The sequence below is a fragment of the Sphingobium sp. UBA5915 genome, from assembly GCF_002431195.1.
Lineage (GTDB): Bacteria > Pseudomonadota > Alphaproteobacteria > Sphingomonadales > Sphingomonadaceae > Sphingobium > Sphingobium soli.
Window position 1 is genome coordinate 14,477 of the sequence record NZ_DJDV01000042.1, and the last position, 22,760, is coordinate 37,236.

The window sequence follows — 22,760 nt, forward strand, 5'->3', positions numbered from 1 at the left end:
CTGCCTTGAGCCAGCCTGATATTCTATGGTACATAATGATTGTCGCTAGGTGAGAGAAAATATGACTCGAACCGCGAATATATCCCCTGCCTTGGGCCACAAATGGGGTCATCAGTTTCATGCCATATGATATTGATTTTCTTATCAAAATCATATGAATAGTTATTGATTCCTCTTCTGGCACCACTTTCTGGCGCTAAGTGCGTCCAGCAACGTCCAGCAAGCGTCTGGTTTCACAGCATAAATCGACCGATGATCGCCGGCTAAATTTCCGGTGACGTCCGGCCAGGACCACCAACAGCACCCCCACGATTGGGGTGCCTTTGATGGCCCCGGATCGACCCGGTTTGCTGGGATGAATCCAATGCTGACTCACATCAAGATCACGTTCGCGAAGCCCTCAGAAAAACTCTACAAGCTTCACGATACCCTCGGCCTCTATCTGGCGGTCAAGCCCAACGGCTCCAAGCTCTGGCGCATGAACTACCGTTTCCTGGGCAAGCAGAAGACGCTTCACCTGGGGAAATGGCCTGCAGTCGGTCTCGCCGCCGCCCGTGCGAAGCGGGACGAGGCCCGCGAGCAGATTGCCGCCGGAATGGACCCCGCCATCGAAAAGAAGCGCGCGCGGATCGCCGCCCGGCATGCGGCAGCGACCACGTTCGAGCTGGTGGCGAAGGAATGGCTGGTGAAGTGCGAACGCGATGGACTGGCGCCGGTCACGATCGACAAGATCCGATGGCTGCTCGAGAAGGCCTATCCGGTCATCGGCGACCTGCCGATCGCGCAGATCACGCCTCACGAGGCGCTGGCAGTCCTGCGCAAGATCGAGGCAACGGGCGCGTATGAGAGCGCCCGGCGCATGCGCAGCGTGCTCAGCCGGGTGTTCCGCTACGGCGTTGCCACGGTCCGGTGCGATAAGGACGTGGCCGCGGACCTGCGCGGCGCCATCGCCACCCCGAAGCCCAAGCATTTCGCTGCGATCACGAGGCCCTCGGAAGTTGGAGCGCTGATGAGAGCGCTCGATGACTACACGGGCTATCCGGTGACGCGGATGGCGATGCGACTGTCTCCGCACGTCTTGCTCCGGCCGGGCGAGTTGCGGGCGGCCGAATGGACCGACATCGACTGGGAGGAAGCCATCTGGTTCATCCCGGCAGAGCGGATGAAGATGCGGCGGCCTCACCGGGTCCCGCTGTCGCGGCAAGTCCTCGCTATGCTGAAGGAACTCCACGAGCACACCCATTGGTGGAAGTACCTGTTCCCGTGCCTTGGGCATCCGCGCAAGCGCATGTCCGAGAATACGGTCAATGCGGGATTGCGCCGGCTCGGCTATACCAGCGACCAGATGACCGCCCATGGTTTCCGGGCGATGGCGGCTACGCTTTTGAACGAGATGGGAGAGTGGCATCCCGATGCGATCGAACGGCAACTGGCGCATGTCGACACCAACCAGGTCCGACGCGCCTATGCCCGCGGCGAATGTTGGGACGAGCGTGTGAGGATGATGCAGCGCTGGTCGGATTACCTTGACGAACTACGTGACGGCGGAAAGGTAATCCGGGCTGATTTCCAGGTTCTGCGGAAAGCAACCTAGGGGACCTCGGGTAGCGCCGGTGGCCGGGTCATCGGCGCTCACCGCGGATGAGCTTGCGCCGCGAGGGCCGTCGTTAGGTGCCGCAACTTGTCGGGATTTCGAACGATATAGACCGCCGCGATCTTGCCGTCGCGAATGTCGAGCGCGGTGGTCTGCAAGACGCCGCGATCAATGCTGACATAGCCGGGCAGACCGTCGATTTCGGCGGTGCGCACAAGTTGTGCGGTTGGCGCGTTCTTGCGGCGCAGTCCGGCGAACAGACGGAGCGCGCGGTCGAGACCGCGAATGATGTTGCGGAAGGCCAGCACCTTGCCACCGCCGTCCGAATGGATTTCGACCTCCTGCGCAAGCAGCGAGGCGAGCGCCGCGGTATCGCCATCGCGCGCGGCGACGAAGAAGGCCTGCGTTATCCGGCTCGCCTCGGCTGCCTCGACGCTGAAGCGCGGCCGGGCGACCTGGACATGCTTGCGCGCGCGCGAGGCCAGTTGGCCCACAGCCGCTGGCTCGCGGCCCAGAGTCACGGCGACGTCGCTCAACGCGATGTCGAACACGTCGTGAAGCAGGAAGGCTGCGCGTTCCAGTGGCGACAGACGCTCCATCGCGAGCATCAGCGTGACGGTGATGTCGTCGGCGATCGTCTCGTCCGGATCGCTGGACCCCATCAGCGGGTCTGGCAGCCATGGGCCGATATAGGTTTCGCGACGCGCGCGTGCGGATTTCAGGCGGTCGAGGCACAGGCGCGTGACGATGCGCGTCAAATAGGCGGCCGGCGCATCGATCCCGCCATCGACCTTTTCCCATCTAAACCAAGCATCCTGCACCACATCTTCAGCCTCGCTGAACGAGCCGAGCATTCGATAGGCCAGGCGCACGAGCCGCTTACGCTCGCTGGAAATCGTCGAGGCGCGCAGTTGGCCCGACCGCAGAACCTGACGCTTTTCTACTTTCATCGCCCGTCATCTTGCGCCGCCTCTTTTGCTTCTTGGGTCTGACGAGCCAGCCCATCGCAGTGTGACACGCTTGCCGGGAGATCTGAAATTTCGCCCGCCATGTCACATGCCCGTGACCTGCCTCGTCAGAGTAGCGAGCGTCGATTGGGCGCTGCTGCAAAGAAGGATGAAAGCATGAGCGAGATTGAGCGGCTGGTCTGGCATGAAGTGGCGCCCCACGGTGCGCGGGCCCTGTTTGGGGTGCATCATTATGTCACGACGGGCACCAACCTGCCGGAGGAGATGATCCATCTGGTGTTTCTGCGGGTGTCGCAGATCAACGGCTGTGCGCACTGCATCGATCTGCACACGCGTGACCTCCTCAAGACGATGCCGCTCGACAAGGTTGTGCTGCTGCCGGTCTGGGCCGAGGTGCCGCATCTGTTCAACCCGCAATATCGCGCGGCCCTCGCCTGGGCAGAAGAGGTGACGCGAGTCAGCGAGACTCATGCTTCGGACGAGGCCTATGCCGCGGCAGCGGCGGTGTTCGAGCCGCGCGACCTGGTCGATCTGACGATCGCGATCGCGGCAATGAATGCCTTCAATCGGCTCGGCGCGCCGTTCCGGTTGCCCGTGAAGGCCAAGGCCTGAGTCATTCACCTCGAATTGGAGATAAACGACATGTCCGACCGCATCGGTCACATGCGCCAGGTGCCGGCGCTGACGCAGAAACTGACAGAGCTCACCTTTGCACTCAAGAAGGGGCCCGTCGAGCAAAGTATCTTGAGCCTGGTCGAGATACGCGCGTCGCAGCTGAACGGCTGCGCCTTCTGCCTAGATGCATATCAAGCAGGCCAGGCTTCATGGTGAGCGCGAGCTTCGACTTCACCATGTCGCCATCTGGCGTGAATCGCCCTTGTTCAGCGATCGCGAGCGCGTTGCGCTGGAATGGGCTGAAGCGCTCACGCGGTTGCTGCCACACGGCGTACCAGACGACGTCTACGCTAAGGCGCGAGCGCAATTCTCCGAAGATGAGATAGTCTACCTCACCTACATGGTGATGGTGATCAATGCCTGGAATCGCGCCTCGATCGCTTTCCAGTCTGTGCCTGGCTCGCAGGACAAGGCGTTCGGACTCGATAAGGCGGGACTGTCTTGACCGAATGCATCGCTTCCCGCCAAGTGCCGCGAGCGGGCGCTTCTATCACAGCAAGCGCCCGCGCGCAGAACGACGTCCCTTTGACACCTAAGCACCTGCATCTCAGACAGTTAAAGGGGTCTGACAAGTGCGAAAGCGAATGTAGCTCCACGCAGCTGGAGAGGCGGCAGGTGGGACAAAGCGGTCATATATCCGCGACATGCCGAACGGTAGCTTCTGTTACAAGGAGACGCTCAGCCTATGTCCGGGTACGGCCCAGACCGACAGGAGCTAAACCCTTTTCTGCTCGTCAGCTTTTAAGCGGAGCAATCAGCAGAGTTGATATCTGCAATAGCCAGCGGCGGTGTCAGCAGGCGCTAAGTGTCTGATTCATAATTATTCGGTGTGATTTGCTGACCTTGCGATGCAGCGAGTGAAAAGTTGAATGGATGCAATGAAGAGCCAAGCCGTTGCCGATGCGATGGTTTGCCCAAAGTCTTTGGCGAGACGTCGGTTTCGATTGAGCCATGCCAGCGTGCGTTCAACAACCCATCGGCGTGGTAGCACTTCGAAGCCTGTGGCTGTATCTGACCGCTTGATGATTTCGACGGTCCACTTCCCCATTCGCCTCAGAGCCTCCCTGAGTTTGTCACCGGCATAGCCGCCATCGGCGAAGATGTGCCGCAGCCAGGGAAAGCGCCGGATGATTTCGCGCAGAACCATTGGCGCACCGTCGCGGTCCTGAATGTCAGCCGTATGGATCACGGCGTGCACCAGATTTCCTTCGGTGTCAGTCAAGATATGGTGCTTGCGGCCCTTGACCTTTTTTGCCAGCGTCATAGCCACAAGGGCCGCCGCTTTCCGTGGTTTTGGCGCTCTGGTTGTCGATCACGCCCGCCGATGGCGAGACCTCGCGGCCGATCATCTCGCGCGACGCCATAAGCAGAACGTGGTTCATCGTCAGCCACAAGCCGTTGTCACGCCAGAGGTAAAACCAGCGCCGCACCGTCGAGACCGGCGGAAAGCATGGGGGCAGCATCCGCCATGGCAAGCCACCACGCAGCAGGTACAACATTGCTTCGACAATCCAGCGCATCGGCCATTTGCGGGGTCGCCCCACATGCGAGGCGGGCGGCAACAACGGCTCCAGCACCGACCACTCGGCATCCGTTAAATCACTTGGCAAAATCAGCCCGCGTCGCGCATGAAGCGCGCGGTCCACATCGATGATCCTTGGTAGTTTCGCAAAACCCATAAATCAACGACAGGCATAGGATTCGAGCTAGCCTATTAATATAACTCACCTTAATTTCGGATCAGACACTAACATACCGGGCCTTCCGAAGTTTAAATTGCATCCCTAGTAGCTGGTGATCGGTCATGTTTCCGTGATAGAACGCCGGTTGGAACGGGAGCGTGCAACCGACCGGGCGTAGCAGGTCACCAGCCACCTGCTACGGACTGGACAATCATGCCGGTGGTCATGGCGGCCAAGACGAGGCTGGTGCCGGCATAATACCAGGCATAGCCGGGCGGCGGCGGCGCGAGGCCATATTGGGCTGGTTGGACCACCACATACCGCCGCATGGGCGACGGGATCACCACGCCGGCCACGAACGGTCGTCCGTAATAGTCGGGTGGCACGGCATAATAACCGTGCCCGGGCGCAAAATAATAGCCGGGACGCGGACCGACATATCCCACGAAAGCGGGATTGTCGCGCCACCAACCCGGACGGCTGCGATCGATGACGATGATTTGCGGTCGCCTCGGCCCGCGATCGATTACCACCATGCGGTCATGACGGACGGGCGCTCGCCGCCCCGGCTGCGCGCTGGCGATATCGGGGAAAACAAGCGCGGCGCCGAGGCCGACAAGGGCGGTGAGAGCCAGGCGGTTGCTGTAAAAGTTTCTCATGACCAATTCCTTTGCTTCGGTCATGTCTGCACGCCTTTTGCAAAGGGGCGATGGTGCCAATGTAAGCCTTTGTGTCGGCGAAGCTGCCCTGCCGCTCAAGCCTGGATCAGCCCTTCTGCGTCCTTCAGCGCCAGGATAGCGCGCAATCCGCCCTCTCGGCGGTTCTCCAGTCGCAAGGTGCCCCCGAACCGGTGCGCGAGTGCCTGCACGATCGACAAGCCCAGTCCCACCCCGCCGGTGTGACGCGCGCGCGATGATTCCAGCCGCGTGAATGGCTCGACCAGTTCGGGCAATCGCTCCTCGGCGACCCCCGGCCCATCGTCCTCCACGAAAAGGATGATCGCGCCGTCCTGTCGCGTCAGGACGATTGTCGTCATGCCTCCGCCGTAACGCTTGGCATTGTCGAGCAGGTTGGCAAGCATTCTGCGTAGCGCGAGCGGCGTCGTTCGCGCACGCCAGCCCGTGCAATCGGTCGCCAGCAGGATGGTTTCTCCAAGCGCCCGCCGGACCAGGACGACATCCTCGATTTCGTCGCTCAACTCGACCATCGCCTCCGGGCCACCCCACTCGGGGCCTGGCTGGGCAAAGGTCAGGGCATCGTCGATCAGCATCCCCATCTCGTTGAGGTCGCGTTCGGCCAACTCGCGCTGCTCGGGATCGTCTATGAAATCGCTCCTGAACTGCAAGCGTGTGAGGTATGTCCTGAAATCATGCGCGACCGCCGCCAGGATACGGGTCCGCTCTTCCAGCAATTCGTGAAGACGCGCCCGCATCTGGCGAAAAGCGTCGCTCAGTTCGACCATTTCTCTGGGTCCTGAGGAGACCAGCCCTTGCGGGTCGTCGCTCTGCACGGCGCGGGCAAGCCGCTCGACCGGGCCGGTGGTAAGCGATGCCAGCCAGAAGATGATCAGGATGTCGAGCAGGACGACGACAAAGCCGATGATCGTCAGCCGATTGAGCACCCGGCTGATCGGTGCAGGCATGGCGCGCTGCATCTCAACCGCCTTCCCGTTGGGCAGAGCGACGATCACCCGGAATGGGCTGTCAGAAAAGCGGGGCTGATCCTCCAGTCGCGACAGGATGTCCTGGCCTTGTGTTTCGACGCGGAACGGTCGCCCGCGAAGCGCGCGCCGATAGGGCATCGCTGCCTTCATGGCGGCATCGGGAAGCGGCGCTTCGTCATCGACGGCAAAGGTAAAGCGGTCCAGCAGGCGCACGCTTTGCCGGTCGTCCTGAAAGGCGCGCAACAGATCCATGTAGGTGTCGGGCGACGCACGCTCGAACGCCGTCACGATGGCGGCAACCCTGTCGGGATCAGGCATCAGATAAAGGCGATCACCATGGCTCGGTCCCAACCGCGCGAACCCGATCAGCGTCCCACCCATCAGCAGGGCGTGGAGGACGATGATTGCGCCGATGCGGTGTCGCAATCGGGCGTGCCTTAGCCAGGTCAGCACCGGAACACCTGGGGCGCGAACAGATATCCATCGCCACGAATGGTGCGGATCATGTGCGGCTCGCGCGGATGATCGCCCAGCCGCCGCCGCAGTCGGCCTATCTGGACGTCGATCACTCGGTCCAGGGGAGATGCCATCCCGCCGCGCGTCCAACTAATCAGGAATTCGCGCGATAGGATGCGTTGGGGATGCTGGACAAGCGCGTTGAGCAGGTCGAACTCGCCTGTTGTCAACGTGACCTGGGCGCCGTCGGGATCGATCAGGTCGCGTGGCGCGACTCGCAGGATCCAGCCGCCGAACTGAAAATTCTCTCCAATGCCGCCGGTGGGCACCGTAGCGATATCGCGCGTCCGGCGGATGATCGATCGAAGCCTGGCCAGCAACTCGCGCGCATTGAACGGCTTTGCGAGGTAATCGTCCGCGCCCAGCTCCAGCCCCACGATCCGGTCGACGGGATCGGTCTTCGCCGTCACGATCAGGATCGGGAGTCTCGGCGAATGTACACGCAGCGTCCGGCAGATATCGAGACCGTCCTCGCCCGGCAGCATGAGGTCTAGGATCAGGCAATCGATCCGCTCCAGCTTGCCTGCAGCGAGCAGGTCGGTCGATCCCTCGTAACACAGCACGCTGAACCCTTCGCGCTCCAGCAGCCCGGTCACCAACGCGCGAATGCCGGGATCATCCTCTATGATCGCAACGGTACCGGTCTTCTCTGTCATGGTCTGCCCATGGCGAGCGGGGAGCGATGCCCAGGCATGGCTCCCCTGATGAAGACGACGCTCGCGTAATTACGCAGGCTCGCACTCATGATGATGGCTGCCTGCAGGGCCGCCCGTATCCCGTCATCCATTCAGCCGCCGCGTCCGTATTTCGCCATCGCGGCCCGCAGTTCGCCCGGCGTCACCTTTCCGTCGCCATCGGCATCGATCATCTTGAAGCCCCGCTCACGCCTTCCCGCCGCCGTCCACTCGGCGAGCGTCAGCGACCCGTCACGGTTGCTGTCCGCTTTGTCGAACGCCGCCTGCGCGCGGTCGGGAGCTGGTGGCGTCTGGGTCATGGCTGATACGGGGACCAAAGCAGCGAACAGCGGGAGGAGGTGGATGATACGCATGATAAATCTCCAGGTGAAAACCAGATTTGAACAAGTGTGAGGTTCAAACCTATACCGATCCCACACGCGCCACATGCGCGCAGCATGTTATCCATTGTGTCAGATTGTAAGCGACCGCGCCTTTTGTCCGCTCTCGCCTAGTATTAGTCTAAACGGCCATGGGCGCTGGCGACACGCTCTCGTATATGCTGCAAATCATCGCGCGAATGATAATGGCCTGATCGAACGACGCCAAAGATATGGCCAAGGTTCGACACGTCGGACAAGGGATTGCCGGACAGGATGACGAGGTCGGCATTTTTTCCCACTGCTACCGATCCCATGGTTGCAGTTCGGTCGAGGAATATGGCGGGATCGCGCGTGGTCATCTGAAGAATCTTCAGCGGTGACAGTCCCGCGCGGGCCAGTTCATGAAATTCCTGACCCATGCTCATGCCGGGCGTTTGGTAGCTGCCATCGGTGCCCGTCATCATCGGCACTCCCTCATCCGCCAGCAAGGCCGTCAGTGCCAGGCTCCGGTCATAGCCTTCGCGGAAGGTCCGGCGCGATCGTTCTGGCAGCGCCGCGAAGATGTCAGCCACCTTGGTCCAGGCGCGATAGGCCTGCGGTTCAAGATAGGGGATCAGGGGATCGGTGCGATATTCCGGCGAATCCTGAAGATATTGGGAGCGCAATCTCACGAGCGTCGGGACCATCCAGGTGCCGTTACGCGCCAATGCCTGTGCGACGGCGCTACATTGACGCGGTTCGTAGCTGTCGAAAGCACGCTGGAGGCGGGCGACATCCTCTTCCTCTTCGAACGCGGCCGGATTGAGGAGGCGGCGCGCCATCAGCTTGGGCAGCAGGGGCGCCAGCAGTTTCTGCGCAAAGGCCGGGATCGGGAATGGCGGGGCGCCCACGGACGGGTGGCGCTCCGCCTCCGCCATCAGCGCCGCCTTCTTCGATGAACAGCCGATCCACATCGTATCGCCCGGCCCTAGATGCTCGATCGAGTGAAACCCGCTTCGGGACGCTTGGACCGGATCTATACCCTCGGGCAGGTGCCCCAAAACCGGCATGGCGTCCTTCCGGGCGGCGGACAATATCGCGTAGAGCAATGGCGGCGTCGTTGCGCCGATTTTGATGAAATCGGCACCCTTCTTCTTCTGATGTCGCACGAGCGTTTGCGCGTCGGTCTCGGACGCCACATTAAACGGCAGCACCAAGTCGCCGGGCATCGCCAACAACGCCGGCGTGTCTTTATTCAGGGGTAAGCGGTTTTCCCGGCGCAGTTTCAACATGCGATCGGACCCGTTCATCTGACGAAAGCCCGTCACGCCTTCCGACAGCATCAAACCCAGCCCCGCTGCTGGATGGGCGGCGGCAAGGACGTGGCTGTGCATGTTGTTGTAGCCCGGCACGACATATTGCCCGGCGACGTCTATCCGGCGCACGCCCGGATGATCAGCGACAGAGCCGAATCCGGTGATCTGAGCGATCCTGCCACCCTCAATCAGGATGGACCGGTCGGGGATCAGGCGTCCTGTATCGACATCGACGATTGTCACATGGTCGATGCGCAAAGGCGCGGCTGGCTCCATATGCTGCCTCGCCGGCAAGGGTTCGGGCCAAAAAACGCAGGCAATGGCGACAGCAAGCGCAAAAACGACGGCGCCGCTGACATACAGAACAATCTTGGCGGTCCGATGCACGGGACATTCTCCTTCGCGAGCACTTCCGGCGCTCCATTTGCTTCGCAGTTGATTCAATCGTGACCCATATTGCACATATCGTTCTATAAATGAACATTAATGTTTAATATGGTGCGGCGTTTGGGGTGATCGCGGAGGGGCTGGCGCCATCGGATGCATCATGCCTCCACCTCAACGCTGTTTAAACTGGACATGTACGTTTTATTTGATCATATATGTTCAAATTATGCCATGTCCTTACGTTGTATCGTTCGGAGGTCGGGAGGAGACGGATCGTCGAAGATGTTGAACCTATGACTTCCATGACCACGAACCAGCCTGCCCGCAGCCTGTCTCCGACGGTAAGGGTTCAGCGTTTGGCGTTTCTGATTTTCGAGCGCCCAGACCTCGATCTCGCCGTCCGGTTCCTTGTCGATTTCGGGCTTGAAGTCTGCTTTCGCAGCGATGACCTTGTCCTGCTGCGGGGCGTAGGCAGCGCGCCCTACTGCTACCGCCTGCAACGCGGGCGCAAGGCATGTTTCGTGGGCTTGGGGTTCGAAGTGGCGTCCAGCGCCGAGCTTGCGCATGTCGCCAACGCAGTGCCGGGGGCGTCCGACGTGGAACCGATATCGGATCATGCCGGTGGACATCGGGTCATCCTAACAGACCCCTCGGGCTTTCGGGTCGAAATCGTCCACGGGCAGGCGTGCGAACCGGCGCTGGCGAATCGCGATGCGCTGCCGTTGAACATCAATGGAGGGAGCGTCCGCATCGATGCGCCACAAAGGCCACCGGTGCAGCCGCCAGAGATCCTGCGATTGGGGCATGTCGTGCTCGAAGTCGCCGATTTCCAGCGGACCAGCGGCTGGTATTGCGAGCATCTGGGCCTGGTGCCCAGCGACGTGCTGCTGCTGCCGGACGGTTCGCCGGCCGTGGCCTTCATGCGCCTCGACCTGCGCGCGCAGCCCGCCGACCACCACAGCCTGGCGTTGGCGCAGGGATTTGCCCCACTCTACAGCCACAGCGCCTATGAAGTCGTCGATACCGACGCGATCGGCATGGGCCAACGCGTGCTGCACGAACGCGGCTGGAAACATGCCTGGGGCGTGGGGCGCCACATTCTTGGCAGCCAGATATTCGATTATTGGCGGGATCCATGGGGCGACAAGCACGAGCATTATTGCGACGGCGATTTATACACCATTGATCGTCCAACCGGCTTCCATCCCGCGACCCGAGACGCAATGTCTCAATGGGGGCAAAAAATGCCGCCCAGCTTCACCAAGCCCAAGTTGAGCCTCTCCGCAATCATCGCGCTCATCCGCAATCTCAGACGCAGCCCCGACCTCTCCCTTCGCAAACTAGTTACGCTCGCACGCCTTTTCGGCTGAGCGCCGCGCGCCCCTCTTCACCATCGGATATCCTCATGCCCGTCACCGTCATCCGCTATCTGCTCGACTCAACAATCTGCTGGGGCGTCATCGATGGATCCGACGTCATACCAATGGAGCAACGCTTCGAAACGACCGGAGATTTCCTGCGCGGAACGACGCTTGATGGCCTCAAGGCGCTGGACGGTCCTCGAGTCCCGCTCGGACGAGTGCGCCTGCTGTCTCCGGTCACCAAAAACCAGCGCTTCGTCTGCCAGGGCGCGAACTACCGCCAGCATATGATCGAATCCGGGCTCGATCCCATGGCCAAGCAATACAACATGATCTTCACCAAGGCGCCAAGCTGCATCGTCCCGGCCGATGCCGATGTGGTTCGCCCGCGTCGCGTGCGGTTCCTAGATTATGAGGTGGAACTGGGCCTCGTCCTGCGCCGCGACATCAGCGGCCCGGTAAGGGTGACACAAGACAACCTGTTCGATTTCGTCGCGGGCGCGGTCATCGTCAACGATTATTCCGCGCGGGATATCCAGATCCCCGAAATGCAATTTCACAAGGGCAAGAGCTTTCGGACCTTCGGCCCCGTCGGCCCCTATTTATGCCTGCTCGAACGCGACGACATGCCTGCCCTCATGAATCTGGACCTGGCCCTGCGCGTCAATGGCAAGATCCGCCAGCAGGACAACAGCCGAAACCTCGTTTTCAGCCCCGAAGAAACCCTGACTGAACTGTCCGGCATCCATGATTTTGCCGCAGGCGATCTTCTGGCCACGGGCACGCCGGCCGGGTGCGCCCTGGCCGTGCCGTCCCCCGCCCGCCAGCGGCTGGGCGCGCTTCTGCCGGAGGCGCTCAAATGGAAGATATTCTTCCGGATACAGGCTAGACGATCGCAATATCTACAGCCCGGCGACGTCGTGGAGGCGCGGATTTGCAGCGCGGACGGGCGCATCGACCTTGGCACCCAGAAAAACCGTATCGTCGCGGAGGGCGAGGCATGACGGGCGTCGCCACCATCGATGACGTGCGGGCCATCGAGGCCCAGGGGCTGCCCGCCAACTGGCCCGAAAGCACCTATGACCTGCTGCGTCGGGGCGCCGCCATCGATCCCGATGCTCCGGCGCTCAGCTTCTTCCTGACCGCGCAGGACCACGCCCGGCCGGAATGCTGGACCTATCGACGCCTGATGGAGCAGGTGCATAGGACGGCGAACGCCTTCCATGCCCTGAGCGCGACCCCCGACACGGTCATCGCATTCCTCCTGCCCAACCTGCCCGAAACCCATTTCGTTCTGTGGGGCGGCGAAGCGGCCGGCATCGTCGCTGCGATAAATCCGCTGCTTGAACCCGATGCGATCGCCGATATCCTGAACGCGGCGGGCGCCTCCATATTGGTCAGTCTCGCGCCCTTTCCCAAGGTCGATTTCTGGGACAAGGTGCGCACGATCGCGCCCAAAGTGCCCTCACTGCGCCATCTGGTGCTCGTCAATTTGGCGGATCGCGTCCACGGGCTGAAAGGGATCGGCGCGCGCCTGCTGCAACGGCGTTCGATCCGCCAGGCGTGCGGCCCCGGCGGCCTGCGCGGCGTGGTGCCAGCCCATGTGCAGGTTCATGATTTTCGAACCTTGACGCAGCGGCAGCCGGCCGACCGCCTCGTCAGCGGCCGGCACATATCGGCGAGCGATCCGTCCTCCTTCTTCTGCACCGGCGGCACCACCGGCGCACCCAAGATAGCCATGCGCCGCCATGGCGCCGAAACCGCCAATGCCTGGGCGATCGCCCAATTCATGGGCAGCGGGTTCGGACGCAGCAAGACCGTCTTCTGCGGTTTGCCGCTCTTTCATGTCAACGGCGTCATGGTCACCGGACTCGTCCCCTTCTCTCAGGGCGCGCATGTCGTCCTGGGCACCCCGCAGGGCTATCGCGGCGAAGGCGTGGTGCAGCGCTTCTGGGACATCGTCGCGCACCATCGCATCAACTTCTTCAGCGGCGTGCCGACGCTGTATGCAGCTTTGATGGCAATCCCGGTAGAGGGCCGCAACATCGACTGCCTCGAATATGGCCTGTGCGGCGCCGCGCCCATGCCGGTCCAGCTCATGAAGGATTTCGAGGCGCAGACGGGGCTCAGGATTCTGGAGGGCTATGGCCTCACCGAAGCCACGTGCGTTTCCAGCGTCAATCCGCCCAATGGTGAAAGACGGGCAGGCTCGATCGGCCTCAGCCTCCCCGGCCAGCCGATGAAGGCTGTCATTCTGGATGAAGCCGGGGCCTATGTGCGCGATTGCCTCGTCAACGAGGTCGGGGTCATGGTCGTGAGCGGCCCCAATCTCTTCGATGGCTACAGGCTCGACGATCAGAATGCCGGACTTTGGATAGACGCGGGCGAAGGGCGGATCTGGCTCAACACCGGCGATCTCGGGCGGGAAGATGGGGAGGGGTATTTCTGGCTCACCGGCCGGAAGAAGGAATTGATCATCCGCGGCGGCCACAATATCGACCCCGCAGCGATCGAGGAGCCATTGCACCGCCACCCGGCGGTGCAGTTCGCCGCGGCGATCGGGCGTCCCGATCCCCATGTCGGCGAATTGCCCGTCGCCTACGTCCAGCTCAAGCCCGGTACGGCGATCAGCGAAAGCCAGTTGCTGCAATTTGCCCAGCAACAAATCACAGAACGGGCCGCCGCACCCAAGGACATCCACATCATCGATGAAATGCCGCTCACACCAGTGGGCAAGGTGTTCAAGCCTGCCCTGAAGCGCCACGCGATCCGCAAGGCGGCGCTGTCGGTACTTTTGGAGGCCAAACTGAATGTAAAGGATGTGGACGTCGTGGATGATCCCAGGCGCGGGATCATCATCCAGGCCGCGGTAACAGATGCACGGCAGATCGAAACTGCCAAGCGCAGCTTGGGTCGCCTGCCGTTCCACCATGAAGTGCGACTTGGGTCGTGACCGGGAATGACGTCATGCGGGCAACCCCGCGCGTAGCGGTAGTGAGCGGCGGCTCGTCGGGCATCGGCTGGGCCTTTGTCGAAACGCTGCTGGACGAAGGCTATCTGGTCTATGCCTGTGGACGCGACGCCGGGCGCCTGGCGCGATTGAAGGATGCCTTTCCGACGGCGCAGGTCATACCCTGCGACGTGACGGATCGCCGGTCGGTAAGGGCCTTCTTCCGAACGATACGCAACGCGCATGATCGCATTGATCTGCTGGTCAGCAACGCCGGCGGATCGCGGGAGGTTGACCTGGCGCGGCTGGACCTGTGCACCGACCTGACGGGCGAGATCAGGGTCAATTATGAAGGCGCGGTCAATCTCATCGCCGAATCTCTTCCGTTGCTCAGGGCAGGCGCACCATCGAATCTTGTCATCGTCGGGTCGGGCTATGGCCTCGTCCCTTCCGCGCGCGTACCGCTTTATTCCGCGTCCAAGGCCGCTCTGCACAGCTTGGCAAAGACCCTGCACAGCACATGGGCGTCGCTTGCCATCACGGTCACCGAAGTCTGCCCGCCGGTCGTGGATACGCCATCCGTTCAGCATCGGCAGGTCCGCAAGATGCCGCCGCACGATGTCGTCGCGCAGGCGCTCGCCGGCGCGCGGAGAGGCAAGGCCACCGTCTACCCCGGCAAAACCCGCTTCCTTCCCCTGTTGAACCGGCTCGCGCCGACGCTGGCCGAACGCATCGTGGCAAAAAGCTGAGCAATGACCAACCCTATCGAGATTGAAACGGCGGTGCTCATCGTGGGCTATGGGCCTGTCGGCGCAGCGATCGCGTGCCTGCTGGGTCGATACGGCATTGCGACCATCGTCATCGACAAGTCCGACGCGATGAGTCGTCAGCCGCGTGCCATTGCCCTCGACAATGAGGCGCTGCGTATCTTGCAAATGGCGGGCCTCGGCGACGATGCCTTTCCCCGGCTGCCCATTCCCTATGTGAAGATGCACTCGCCGTTCGTCGGACAATTTGGTCAGATCAACACCGCTGGCGCCATTGACGGCCATCCCAAGCTCGTCACCTTCGCCCAGCCCGACCTTGAGGCCGCCTTGCGAAGACTGGTAGATACCCTGCCATCGGCGCGCGTCCTGACGGGATGCGAAGCGACGACGATCACGCAGGACGATGAGAGCGTCATCGCGATAGTGCGCGATGGAAAGGACCAGGTGCGCCGCATCCGCTGCGACTATCTGGTTGGGGCGGACGGCGCCGCGTCCTTCGTTCGCGGGGTGATCGGGCAGAACTTCACGGGTCAGACCTATGCGGAGGACTGGTTGATCGTCGATGCGCTCAATGTGCCCGCGCCGATCGACCATATCGAGTTTATCTGCGATCCCAAACGGCCCACGCCCCACATGCCTTCGCCAGGCGGGCGCGAGCGCTGGGAGTTCATGCTCGCCCCCGGCGAAACCCGCGAGATGATGGAAAGCGACGCCTGTGTAGCCGCACTTCTGTCGCCGTGGCTCAAGCCCGAGCAAATGCATATCGAGCGGCGGGCCGTCTATCGCTTTCACGCCCGCTGCTGCGACATGTTCGGGTGCGGTCGGATCGTGCTGGCAGGCGATGCGGCCCATATCACACCCCCCTTCGTCGGACAGGGGCTGGTCGCGGGCCTGCGGGACGCAGCCAACCTCTCCTGGAAACTCGCCGCGATCATTAAGGGCCAGGCGCAGCCGCACATCCTGACCAGCTATGATAGCGAACGGCGCCCGCACGCCAAGGCTATGATCAGCCTTGCCAAGCTCATGGGTGGCCTAGTCATGCCCCGCAGCGCGGTTCGGGCCATCCTGACCCACGGCCTGATACGCGGGCTGCGCGGGATCCCGGCTTTGCGCCAGTTTCTGGATGAGCTCGGCGTGAAGCCACAAAACCGGTTTCGTAAGGGACTTTTCATCAAAGGACGCGGCCATCGCGCGTTGGCGAAGGGCGGGCAAATCCCGCAGGCCTGGGTCAGGTCTTGCAATGGCGTGCTGGTGCGTAGCGACGATGCCTTGGGCGCCGCTTTCTGTTTGGTGGGATTTGGTGTCGATCCCATGGCGACCCTTCCGCCCGACCTGCGGGCAATATGGTCCGCGCGCGGATATGGCATCATCCAATTCTGCCAGGCGGGCCAGCCCAGCGCAGGTCAGACCATGTTCGAGGATGTCGACGGCACCCTCACACCCCGCACCGCGCCGATCGGCTGGGTGGCGATCGTCCGCCCCGATCGCGTGGTGCTTGCCGATGGTCCGGCAGGCGCCGTGGCGGAACTTGTGCACGCCACGCTGGACCTGCTGGGAGAAGCATAGGCGCACCCCGACTAATCGGCATGCGATGGGGTTGGGGGTCAGCCGATAGCGGCGGTGCTCTTGCGCGATCGGGCGGCTGGCGGGTTAAGCTCTCTCAGCGGTGGCAGGTCGCTCATCGCCATGTCCCGCGAGGCTTCATCTGACACGCCGATGGCGCGCAGCGCAAACTCGACCGCATCCTGTCCTGCATCGCGCCAGGTTCTGTGGCCGTCCAGCACCAGCAATATGGCGCTCAGCACGCTGCCGGCGATAAAACCGATAGCCGAAGGAATCTGATCGAACCTGAAGCGGAAGGCGCCGCTCTCCAGCCCGTTAGCCAGGTCCTGGACCGGTTGTCCCAGCCAGAACGCCTGGAGCGCCTGTTCGTTGATGGCGAATCGCAGCAGGAACCGTCCCCAGTCCGGCTCCTCATGCGCACGACGGATATAGAACCGGATGGCCAGCGCCAGACGGCGCGCGGGATCGGAAATATTTTCGGAGCTGATTGTGATCCGATGGTTCATCTCATCGGCCAGTTCACTGGCAATCTCCCGAAAAAACGCATCGGGCGACTCCAGATTATTATGCGCCGTACCGCGCGCGACTCCGGCGGCCTGCGCCAGTTCGCTCATGGAAACCTGGGTCGATCCTTTTTCCGCGAATAGGCGAATTGCGGCTTCACGCATCCGGCGGCGTGCAGCGGTCATGGCGCGTTTGGGCTGGGCTGTCATCAAGCGGAATTAGTAATCCGAGACCAACAGGATAGACTATTGATATTTTTGATCACATCTGTCTAAATATACTTCATATAGTCAAAACTACGTTTTTTTTGGAGAGAATATGGTCCAGTTATCGAGTCTCGCCGCAACCCGGCCGGTCAACCGACCGCCGATGGTTCGCCTGGACGCAGAAGGGCAGGGCATACAATCTGTCATAATCAAGGGCATGAGCGCATGACGCGATGGTCGCGCCGAAGGGTGTTGGCGGGCGTCGGCGCGCTGACGGCTGCCGGCGCTGCCGCGACTTGGTCGGCGACGCGCCCGGGCGTCCAGCCTGATCTTCGGTTGCCCGCCACGCCGGGCGCGAACCGTTACAATATCCTGCTGGTCACCACCGATCAGGAACAGGCTTGGTCGCTTCTTCCGCCCGGTTTCATCGAGGATCATTGCCCCGGTCGCGCGCGCCTGCTGCGCGAATGCCTGTCGTTCGACCGCGCTTTCACACCGTCGCCGGTGTGCGCGACAGCCCGCGCCATCCTCTACACTGGCCAGCATTCGCAGAAAAACGGCGTGTGGGAGAATATGCCGCTGCCCTATGCGCCAGCATTGAAGAAGGACGTGCCGACGCTGGGCACGCTGATGCGCGGGGCTGGCTACCACGCCGCCTATTTCGGCAAGTGGCACCTGAGCAAACTTTACGCCCGCCATCACAAGACGCTGACCAAGGGTCAGGTCCAGGCCGAAATTCGCAGCTATGGCTTTGATGAAACCGGAACGGAACATGAGATTGACGGCCCGCTTGGAGGGCATGAGGAAGATGGCAGGACGATCGACGGAGCCGTCGCGTTTATCGAGCGATCCAAGTCGGCCTCCATGCCCTGGTTCGCGGCGGTGAACATCCTCAACCCCCACGACATCATGTACTACACGTCCGGTCCGAAAATGACCGCCACGCGCAAGATTCTCTATCCCGACACGCTCGCACGCCCGCCTGAAACCAAGGTGTATCAGGAAGCGCTTGGCTATTCTCTGCCCGCCAATTTCGGGCCAGTATCGGATGACGGACGTTTGCGAGCCGCGATCGAATATGCGCTGACGGACGAATATTCGCTGGGCCATCTGAATTTTCAGGACGCAGCGGCTGTCGCCGAATTCGTGAACTATTATTATAACTGCATTCGCGAGAGCGATGCGCACATCGTGCGCCTGCTCGATGCCCTCGACGCCAGCGGCCAGGCCGATCGCACCATCGTTGTCTTTACCGCCGATCATGGCGAGATGCTGGGCGTCCACGGTATCAGGGGCAAGGGCGTCCTGCCCTATCGGGAAGCGACGCAGGTTCCGCTTCTGGTCCGTCATCCGGCGCGACCGGGCGGCCAATCGACCGCCACGCTCGCCAGCCATGTAGACATGGCGCCCACCCTGCTGGGGCTGGCCGGGGTTCCTTCTGCAACCGTGCGGCAGCAGGTTCCCGCGCTTGTCGGAAGGGATCTGAGCGCCGTCATCGCCGATGCGGCTTGTCACGACCCGCGTGCCGGAAGCGACGGACTGCTGTTGCACTGGACCAGCCTCATCTATCAGGATCATCAGGCCGCGCTGGCGTTCGAGGCGGAGCGCAGGCAAGGCCGATCGCTCAGTATGATGGCGCTGATCAAGCCGGAATTTCGCGGCGTCCTGTCCAATCGCGGCCAGATGCGCGGCGTGTTCGACGGGCGCTACAAATTCGCGCGCTACTTCGCGCCCACCCAACATAACAGCCCGCTATCCTGGGACGATCTCGTCGCGCTCAACGATCTGGAACTCTACGATACCCAGGCCGATCCGGGTGAAACCCGCAATCTCGCGACAAGGCCCGAAGCCGTTCGCGATCTTATCCTGGAGATGAACGCCAAGCTTGGTCGGTTGATCGCGCGCGAAATCGGTATCGACGATGGCCGGCACATGCCGGGTCCAGACTTCATCTGGCGCGCATAAAACGGACCTAGACGCGGAGACACGCATGACGCCCGCCCAACCGCATTCTTCCGGCCGCATCGACGTCCACCACCATGTGCTGCCCCCGGCCCTGCTGGACGCGCTTGCACGCCATGGCGTGACCGACATGGCCGGGGGTCCGGTGCCCAGATGGAGTCCGCAGCAATCGCTCGACATCATGGACCTCCACGGCATCGGGAGGGCCATTACGTCGGTGTCCGCTCCGGGCGTCCGCTTCGCCGATGAAGCGGCGGCGCAGTCACTGGCGCGGGCGTGTAACGACTTTTCCGCCGACATGGCCGTGCGTCATCCGGGTCGCTTTGGATCCTTCGCCATCCTGCCGATGCCTTTTCCTGCCGCCGCATGTGCAGAGGCCATCCATGCATTGGACGTGCAGGGCGCGGACGGCATCGTGCTGCTGGGCAGCGTGGACGGCGTGTTCCTGGGTGACCCGCGGTTTGAGGAGTTGATGGCCGAACTCGACCGGCGGTCGGCCATCGTCTTCATCCACCCCAATCTTCACCCGAGCAGCGAGATACTCGGTCTCGATATGCCCGGCTTCCTGATGGAGTTTCTCTGCGACACCACGCGGGCAGCGCTCAACCTCATATTGATGGGCGTACTGGAACGTCATCCGCGGATCCGCTGGATATTGGCGCATGCCGGTGGCTTCCTGCCCTATGCGGCCTGGCGATTGTCGCTGGCCAACCTGATGCCCGCCTTTGCCGATCGCGCGCCGCAGGGCGTTCTCACTTATATGCGCCGCTTCTATTTCGACACTGCGCTGTCGCCCTCTCCCTTCGCAATGGCGGCGCTAGGCCAGCTTGTCGATCACAGCCACATTCTGTTCGGCAGCGATTTTCCTTTCGCGCCCGCGCCTGTCACTGCGCTTCAGGTCAATCAGATCGACACGCTGCCTCTCTGGCACATGGGGGAACGAAACGCGGTCTACCGCGCAAACGCCCTGTCGCTGTTCCCCCGCTTTGCAACCCCCAGAGAAACGCCCTTGGCCCCCGACATGCACCGATCGATGACGTTCGGACAACGCATGCGCGGCGCGGCTTTGCGACCGATGCTGGGTTTCGTGGATCGAATACGCAACCGCTAACCAAAGAATGACCCCAGCGCCACCGGAGCGCTGGCGCCACTAGAACATGGAGAGATGAAATCATGCGCACGCACCTGCTGGCGTCGGCGGCCTGTCTGCTGGCTCCTGGACTGGCCCATGCCCAGCAAACGGCCACGTCTCCCACCAAATCCACAGTGCCAGACATCGTGGTGACGGCCGAACGGCGTTCGACAAATCTTCAGGATACACCGGTGGCAGTGACGGCGATCACCGCCGAACAACTTCAGTCACGGGGCGTGCAATCCGTCAGGGGACTGGAAACGCTGGTGCCTGGCCTGTCGGTGGGTTCCCAGACGAACGGTCCGGGCGCCAACAGCGCTACCTTCTGGATCAGAGGCCTGGGCCAGATGCGCGCGGGCAATGGCAGCGAGCCGTCGGTGCCGCTCTACATCGACGATTTCTACTATCCCGGTATTTCGGGCAACGTCCTGCGGGCGATGGATATCGAGCAGGTGGAGGTATTGCGCGGCCCACAAGGTACTTTGTTCGGGCGCAATTCCATCGGTGGCGCCGTGCGCTATACCACGACCCGGCCGGAGCAGGCATTTGGCGGATTTGTCGAGGGCGCCCTTGGCAGTTTCGATCGAAAGGACATCATCGGCGCTCTCAACATCCCGATCGGCGACAAACTGGCGGTGCGTCTGTCGGGCGCGCATATGGAAACCGGCGGCTATGTCGATCATGTCGCCGACGACGACAAGGGCGGATCGACCAAGAACGACCTGATCCGCATCCAGGCCCGCTATCGCCCCATCGACACGCTGACGCTCGATCTGTCCTATGAGGATTCCGACAGTTCCAGCCGTGGATCGACGGCCTATATCCCGACCATATCGACGAGCGGCGTGCTGGCCGCCCGCTGGAACGCGCGTCCGACCAACCAGCCGCGCTTCGATCAGTCGCTGGCGTCCCCGTGCGTATATTGCAACTATGGCGGATTGCCGGTCGATGATTTCGATGACGCGCGCGCCAAACATCTTCGCTTCACCGGACAATGGGACGTCAATGATCATCTGACGCTCAAACTGCTGAGCGGCCGCTCGGCCATTGACGACACCTGGAGCAACGATCTCGACGGCACACCCGCCGGCGGCCGTCAGTATAGCGACAGCAGGGTGGTGTCCTATTCGCAGGAACTCCAGGCGCAGGGCAGCCTGCTGGGCGATCGCCTTCAATATGTCGCGGGCGTCTTCTATTATCATGAGGAATATTCAGCGACGACCGGTCAGTTGGCGCCCAATGCCGCAGGCCTGATCGTTGAAAGCCGGTCGGCCTACACCAACAAGCGGGAATCGATTTCGGGATATGGCAATGTCACCTATGGCTTGACATCGCGACTGAAACTGACCGGAGGCGTCAGGGTAGGATCCGAAGACATCTCGATCAGGACGCAGAATCTGCTGCCGGTATCGGGTGCTTCCGATTCAGGATCATTGAGCGAAACCACCGTCCTGCCGATGGCCCGCCTGCAATATGACTGGTCCGATGACATCATGAGCTACCTGTCGGTCAGTCGTGGCGCCAGGTCGGGTGGCTTTAACATCATTCCGTCCAATGCCGATGCGATCGGCTTCAATAGCGAGTCCGCTACCTCCTACGAAGGCGGTGCACGCATGGCCTTCATGGATCGCCGCGTGACGATCAATCCGACCATCTTCTATACCGATTACAAGAATATGCAGATCAATCGCCAATATACCCCGCCGCCGCCGGCGGCGCCATTGCCTACCTCCATCCTCGAAAATGCCGGTCGGGCGCACATCTATGGTCTGGAGTTGGAGGGGTTCGCCGCTGTCACCCGGCACCTGCGCCTGCGACTGGCCGCCGCCTATATGAAAGGGGCATTCGACAATCTCAATCCGGGTGTCGGGGTCACGCTCGACAGTCCGCTTCCGCGCCTGCCCAAATGGTTCTACTCCATCGGGGCCGCCTATGATGTCGATCACGCGTCGGGGGCCGTCACGCGCCTCAACCTCGACTATAGCTGGTGAAGCGCTCAATATGGCGCGGCCAGTGATGTTGATGCCGTCCGCCTCGCGCCCTACGGCCTTCTCAACGGGCAGATCGAATATAGCTCGTCGGATCGTCGCTGGAAACTCGCCCTTTTCGGCACCAATCTAACCGACAAAGAATATCTGACCGGCGGCCTCAACCTCCTCGCGCTGGTCGGGGTCGTCCGATATGATATGGGGCGCCCGCGCGAACTCGGTGTGCGCGTCCGCTTCGCCTTCTAGAACCCGTATGCTCCATGGGCGCGCCCTGCAACGGCGCGCCTTCATTCTTGTCGCGCGCCGCCGATCTTCGGCCCCGCCATTGTCCTGCGCGCCTGCCATCATGGCTGTGTCACAAAGATTTACAAAGGCCGCAAACGCCGGTTGCGCAAGGGCACGATAACCGCTCCAGATATGAAGGAGGCGGTCATGCGGCCCAGCATTCACGACAGCGATTAGAACATTCAAGCGCCTTACGGCTGCGCCC

At 61.9% G+C, this 22,760-nt stretch carries 20 protein-coding genes; 12 read left to right on the plus strand and 8 right to left on the minus strand.

What is annotated here, in order from left to right; translation table 11 throughout:
- The first annotated feature begins 364 nt into the window (after nt 1-364).
- A complete protein-coding gene (locus B2V90_RS05860) occupies nt 365-1,594 on the plus strand; it encodes a tyrosine-type recombinase/integrase (RefSeq protein ID WP_293920236.1) in 1,230 nt (409 codons plus the stop codon).
- Between the two features lie 38 nt (nt 1,595-1,632).
- Here B2V90_RS05860 and B2V90_RS05865 read toward each other — a convergent pair whose 3' ends face one another.
- A complete protein-coding gene (locus B2V90_RS05865; protein ID WP_293920240.1) occupies nt 1,633-2,544 on the minus strand; it encodes a sigma-70 family RNA polymerase sigma factor in 912 nt (303 codons plus the stop codon).
- A 174-nt stretch (nt 2,545-2,718) separates the two neighbouring features.
- Here B2V90_RS05865 and B2V90_RS05870 point away from each other — a divergent pair, with 174 nt between their 5' ends.
- The 3 genes from B2V90_RS05870 to B2V90_RS05880 are packed head-to-tail and all read left to right on the plus strand — an operon-like array spanning nt 2,719 to nt 3,682.
- Entirely contained in the window at nt 2,719-3,174 is a 456-nt protein-coding gene (locus tag B2V90_RS05870; RefSeq protein ID WP_293920243.1) for a carboxymuconolactone decarboxylase family protein, read from the plus strand.
- A 30-nt stretch (nt 3,175-3,204) separates the two neighbouring features.
- On the plus strand, nt 3,205-3,393 hold the full coding sequence (locus tag B2V90_RS05875; RefSeq protein ID WP_293920246.1) for a carboxymuconolactone decarboxylase family protein: 189 nt from the start codon (nt 3,205-3,207) through the stop codon (nt 3,391-3,393).
- Between the two features lie 46 nt (nt 3,394-3,439).
- The gene (locus B2V90_RS05880) at nt 3,440-3,682 is read left to right on the plus strand and encodes a carboxymuconolactone decarboxylase family protein (RefSeq protein WP_293920248.1); all 243 of its coding nucleotides are present in this window, start codon (nt 3,440-3,442) and stop codon (nt 3,680-3,682) included.
- Between the two features lie 375 nt (nt 3,683-4,057).
- Here the strand turns inward: B2V90_RS05880 and B2V90_RS05885 are convergent.
- The 6 genes from B2V90_RS05885 to B2V90_RS05910 form a co-directional block, all read right to left on the minus strand.
- Nucleotides 4,058-4,916, minus strand: a protein-coding gene (locus B2V90_RS05885) for an IS5 family transposase (protein WP_293920250.1) whose coding sequence is annotated in 2 segments (ribosomal slippage) — nt 4,058-4,489 and nt 4,491-4,916 — 858 coding nt in all. Because the reading frame shifts where the segments join, the coding sequence is not laid out codon by codon here.
- 185 nt (nt 4,917-5,101) lie between these two features.
- The gene (locus B2V90_RS05890) at nt 5,102-5,602 is read right to left on the minus strand and encodes an RcnB family protein (RefSeq protein ID WP_293920252.1); all 501 of its coding nucleotides are present in this window, start codon (nt 5,600-5,602) and stop codon (nt 5,102-5,104) included.
- A gap of 71 nt (nt 5,603-5,673) precedes the next feature.
- Complete coding sequence (locus B2V90_RS05895; protein WP_293920254.1) at nt 5,674-7,008, minus strand: ATP-binding protein; 1,335 nt, start codon at nt 7,006-7,008, stop codon at nt 5,674-5,676.
- 20 nt (nt 7,009-7,028) lie between these two features.
- Nucleotides 7,029-7,754, minus strand: a complete 726-nt coding sequence (locus B2V90_RS05900) for a response regulator (RefSeq protein ID WP_293920256.1) — start codon at nt 7,752-7,754, stop codon at nt 7,029-7,031.
- A gap of 131 nt (nt 7,755-7,885) precedes the next feature.
- Nucleotides 7,886-8,146 (minus strand): EF-hand domain-containing protein, encoded by a 261-nt coding sequence (locus tag B2V90_RS05905; RefSeq protein ID WP_293920259.1) that lies wholly within the window; start codon nt 8,144-8,146, stop codon nt 7,886-7,888.
- A gap of 143 nt (nt 8,147-8,289) precedes the next feature.
- Nucleotides 8,290-9,837 (minus strand): amidohydrolase family protein, encoded by a 1,548-nt coding sequence (locus B2V90_RS05910; RefSeq protein WP_293920262.1) that lies wholly within the window; start codon nt 9,835-9,837, stop codon nt 8,290-8,292.
- A 293-nt stretch (nt 9,838-10,130) separates the two neighbouring features.
- Here B2V90_RS05910 and B2V90_RS05915 point away from each other — a divergent pair, with 293 nt between their 5' ends.
- Genes B2V90_RS05915 through B2V90_RS05935 form a run of 5 tightly spaced genes read left to right on the plus strand, consistent with a single transcriptional unit; the run spans nt 10,131 to nt 16,481 of the window.
- Nucleotides 10,131-11,207, plus strand: coding sequence for a VOC family protein (locus B2V90_RS05915; protein ID WP_293920264.1), 1,077 nt, complete (start codon nt 10,131-10,133; stop codon nt 11,205-11,207).
- A 35-nt stretch (nt 11,208-11,242) separates the two neighbouring features.
- The gene (locus tag B2V90_RS05920; RefSeq protein WP_293920266.1) at nt 11,243-12,202 is read left to right on the plus strand and encodes a fumarylacetoacetate hydrolase family protein; all 960 of its coding nucleotides are present in this window, start codon (nt 11,243-11,245) and stop codon (nt 12,200-12,202) included.
- Complete coding sequence (locus tag B2V90_RS05925; protein WP_293920269.1) at nt 12,199-14,151, plus strand: acyl-CoA synthetase; 1,953 nt, start codon at nt 12,199-12,201, stop codon at nt 14,149-14,151. The genes B2V90_RS05920 and B2V90_RS05925 overlap by 4 nt, the downstream gene beginning before the upstream one ends.
- A gap of 14 nt (nt 14,152-14,165) precedes the next feature.
- Nucleotides 14,166-14,897: an SDR family NAD(P)-dependent oxidoreductase gene (locus tag B2V90_RS05930; protein ID WP_293920272.1), complete on the plus strand. Its 732-nt coding sequence runs from the start codon at nt 14,166-14,168 to the stop codon at nt 14,895-14,897.
- Nucleotides 14,898-14,900: 3 nt separating this feature from the next.
- Nucleotides 14,901-16,481 (plus strand): bifunctional 3-(3-hydroxy-phenyl)propionate/3-hydroxycinnamic acid hydroxylase, encoded by a 1,581-nt coding sequence (locus B2V90_RS05935; RefSeq protein ID WP_293920275.1) that lies wholly within the window; start codon nt 14,901-14,903, stop codon nt 16,479-16,481.
- Between the two features lie 38 nt (nt 16,482-16,519).
- Here the strand turns inward: B2V90_RS05935 and B2V90_RS05940 are convergent, their stop codons facing one another.
- Nucleotides 16,520-17,167 carry a TetR/AcrR family transcriptional regulator gene (locus B2V90_RS05940; protein WP_293920278.1) on the minus strand — a complete coding sequence of 216 codons (648 nt, stop codon included), beginning with the start codon at nt 17,165-17,167 and terminating at the stop codon, nt 16,520-16,522.
- Nucleotides 17,168-17,413: 246 nt separating this feature from the next.
- Between B2V90_RS05940 and B2V90_RS05945 the strand changes: the two genes are divergently transcribed.
- From B2V90_RS05945 to B2V90_RS05955, 3 genes are all read left to right on the plus strand, one after another.
- A complete protein-coding gene (locus B2V90_RS05945; protein WP_293920281.1) occupies nt 17,414-19,153 on the plus strand; it encodes a sulfatase-like hydrolase/transferase in 1,740 nt (579 codons plus the stop codon).
- Nucleotides 19,154-19,178: 25 nt separating this feature from the next.
- Nucleotides 19,179-20,261 (plus strand): amidohydrolase family protein, encoded by a 1,083-nt coding sequence (locus B2V90_RS05950; protein WP_293920284.1) that lies wholly within the window; start codon nt 19,179-19,181, stop codon nt 20,259-20,261.
- A gap of 62 nt (nt 20,262-20,323) precedes the next feature.
- The gene (locus B2V90_RS05955) at nt 20,324-22,273 is read left to right on the plus strand and encodes a TonB-dependent receptor (RefSeq protein WP_349681209.1); all 1,950 of its coding nucleotides are present in this window, start codon (nt 20,324-20,326) and stop codon (nt 22,271-22,273) included.
- Nucleotides 22,274-22,760 lie beyond the last annotated feature (487 nt).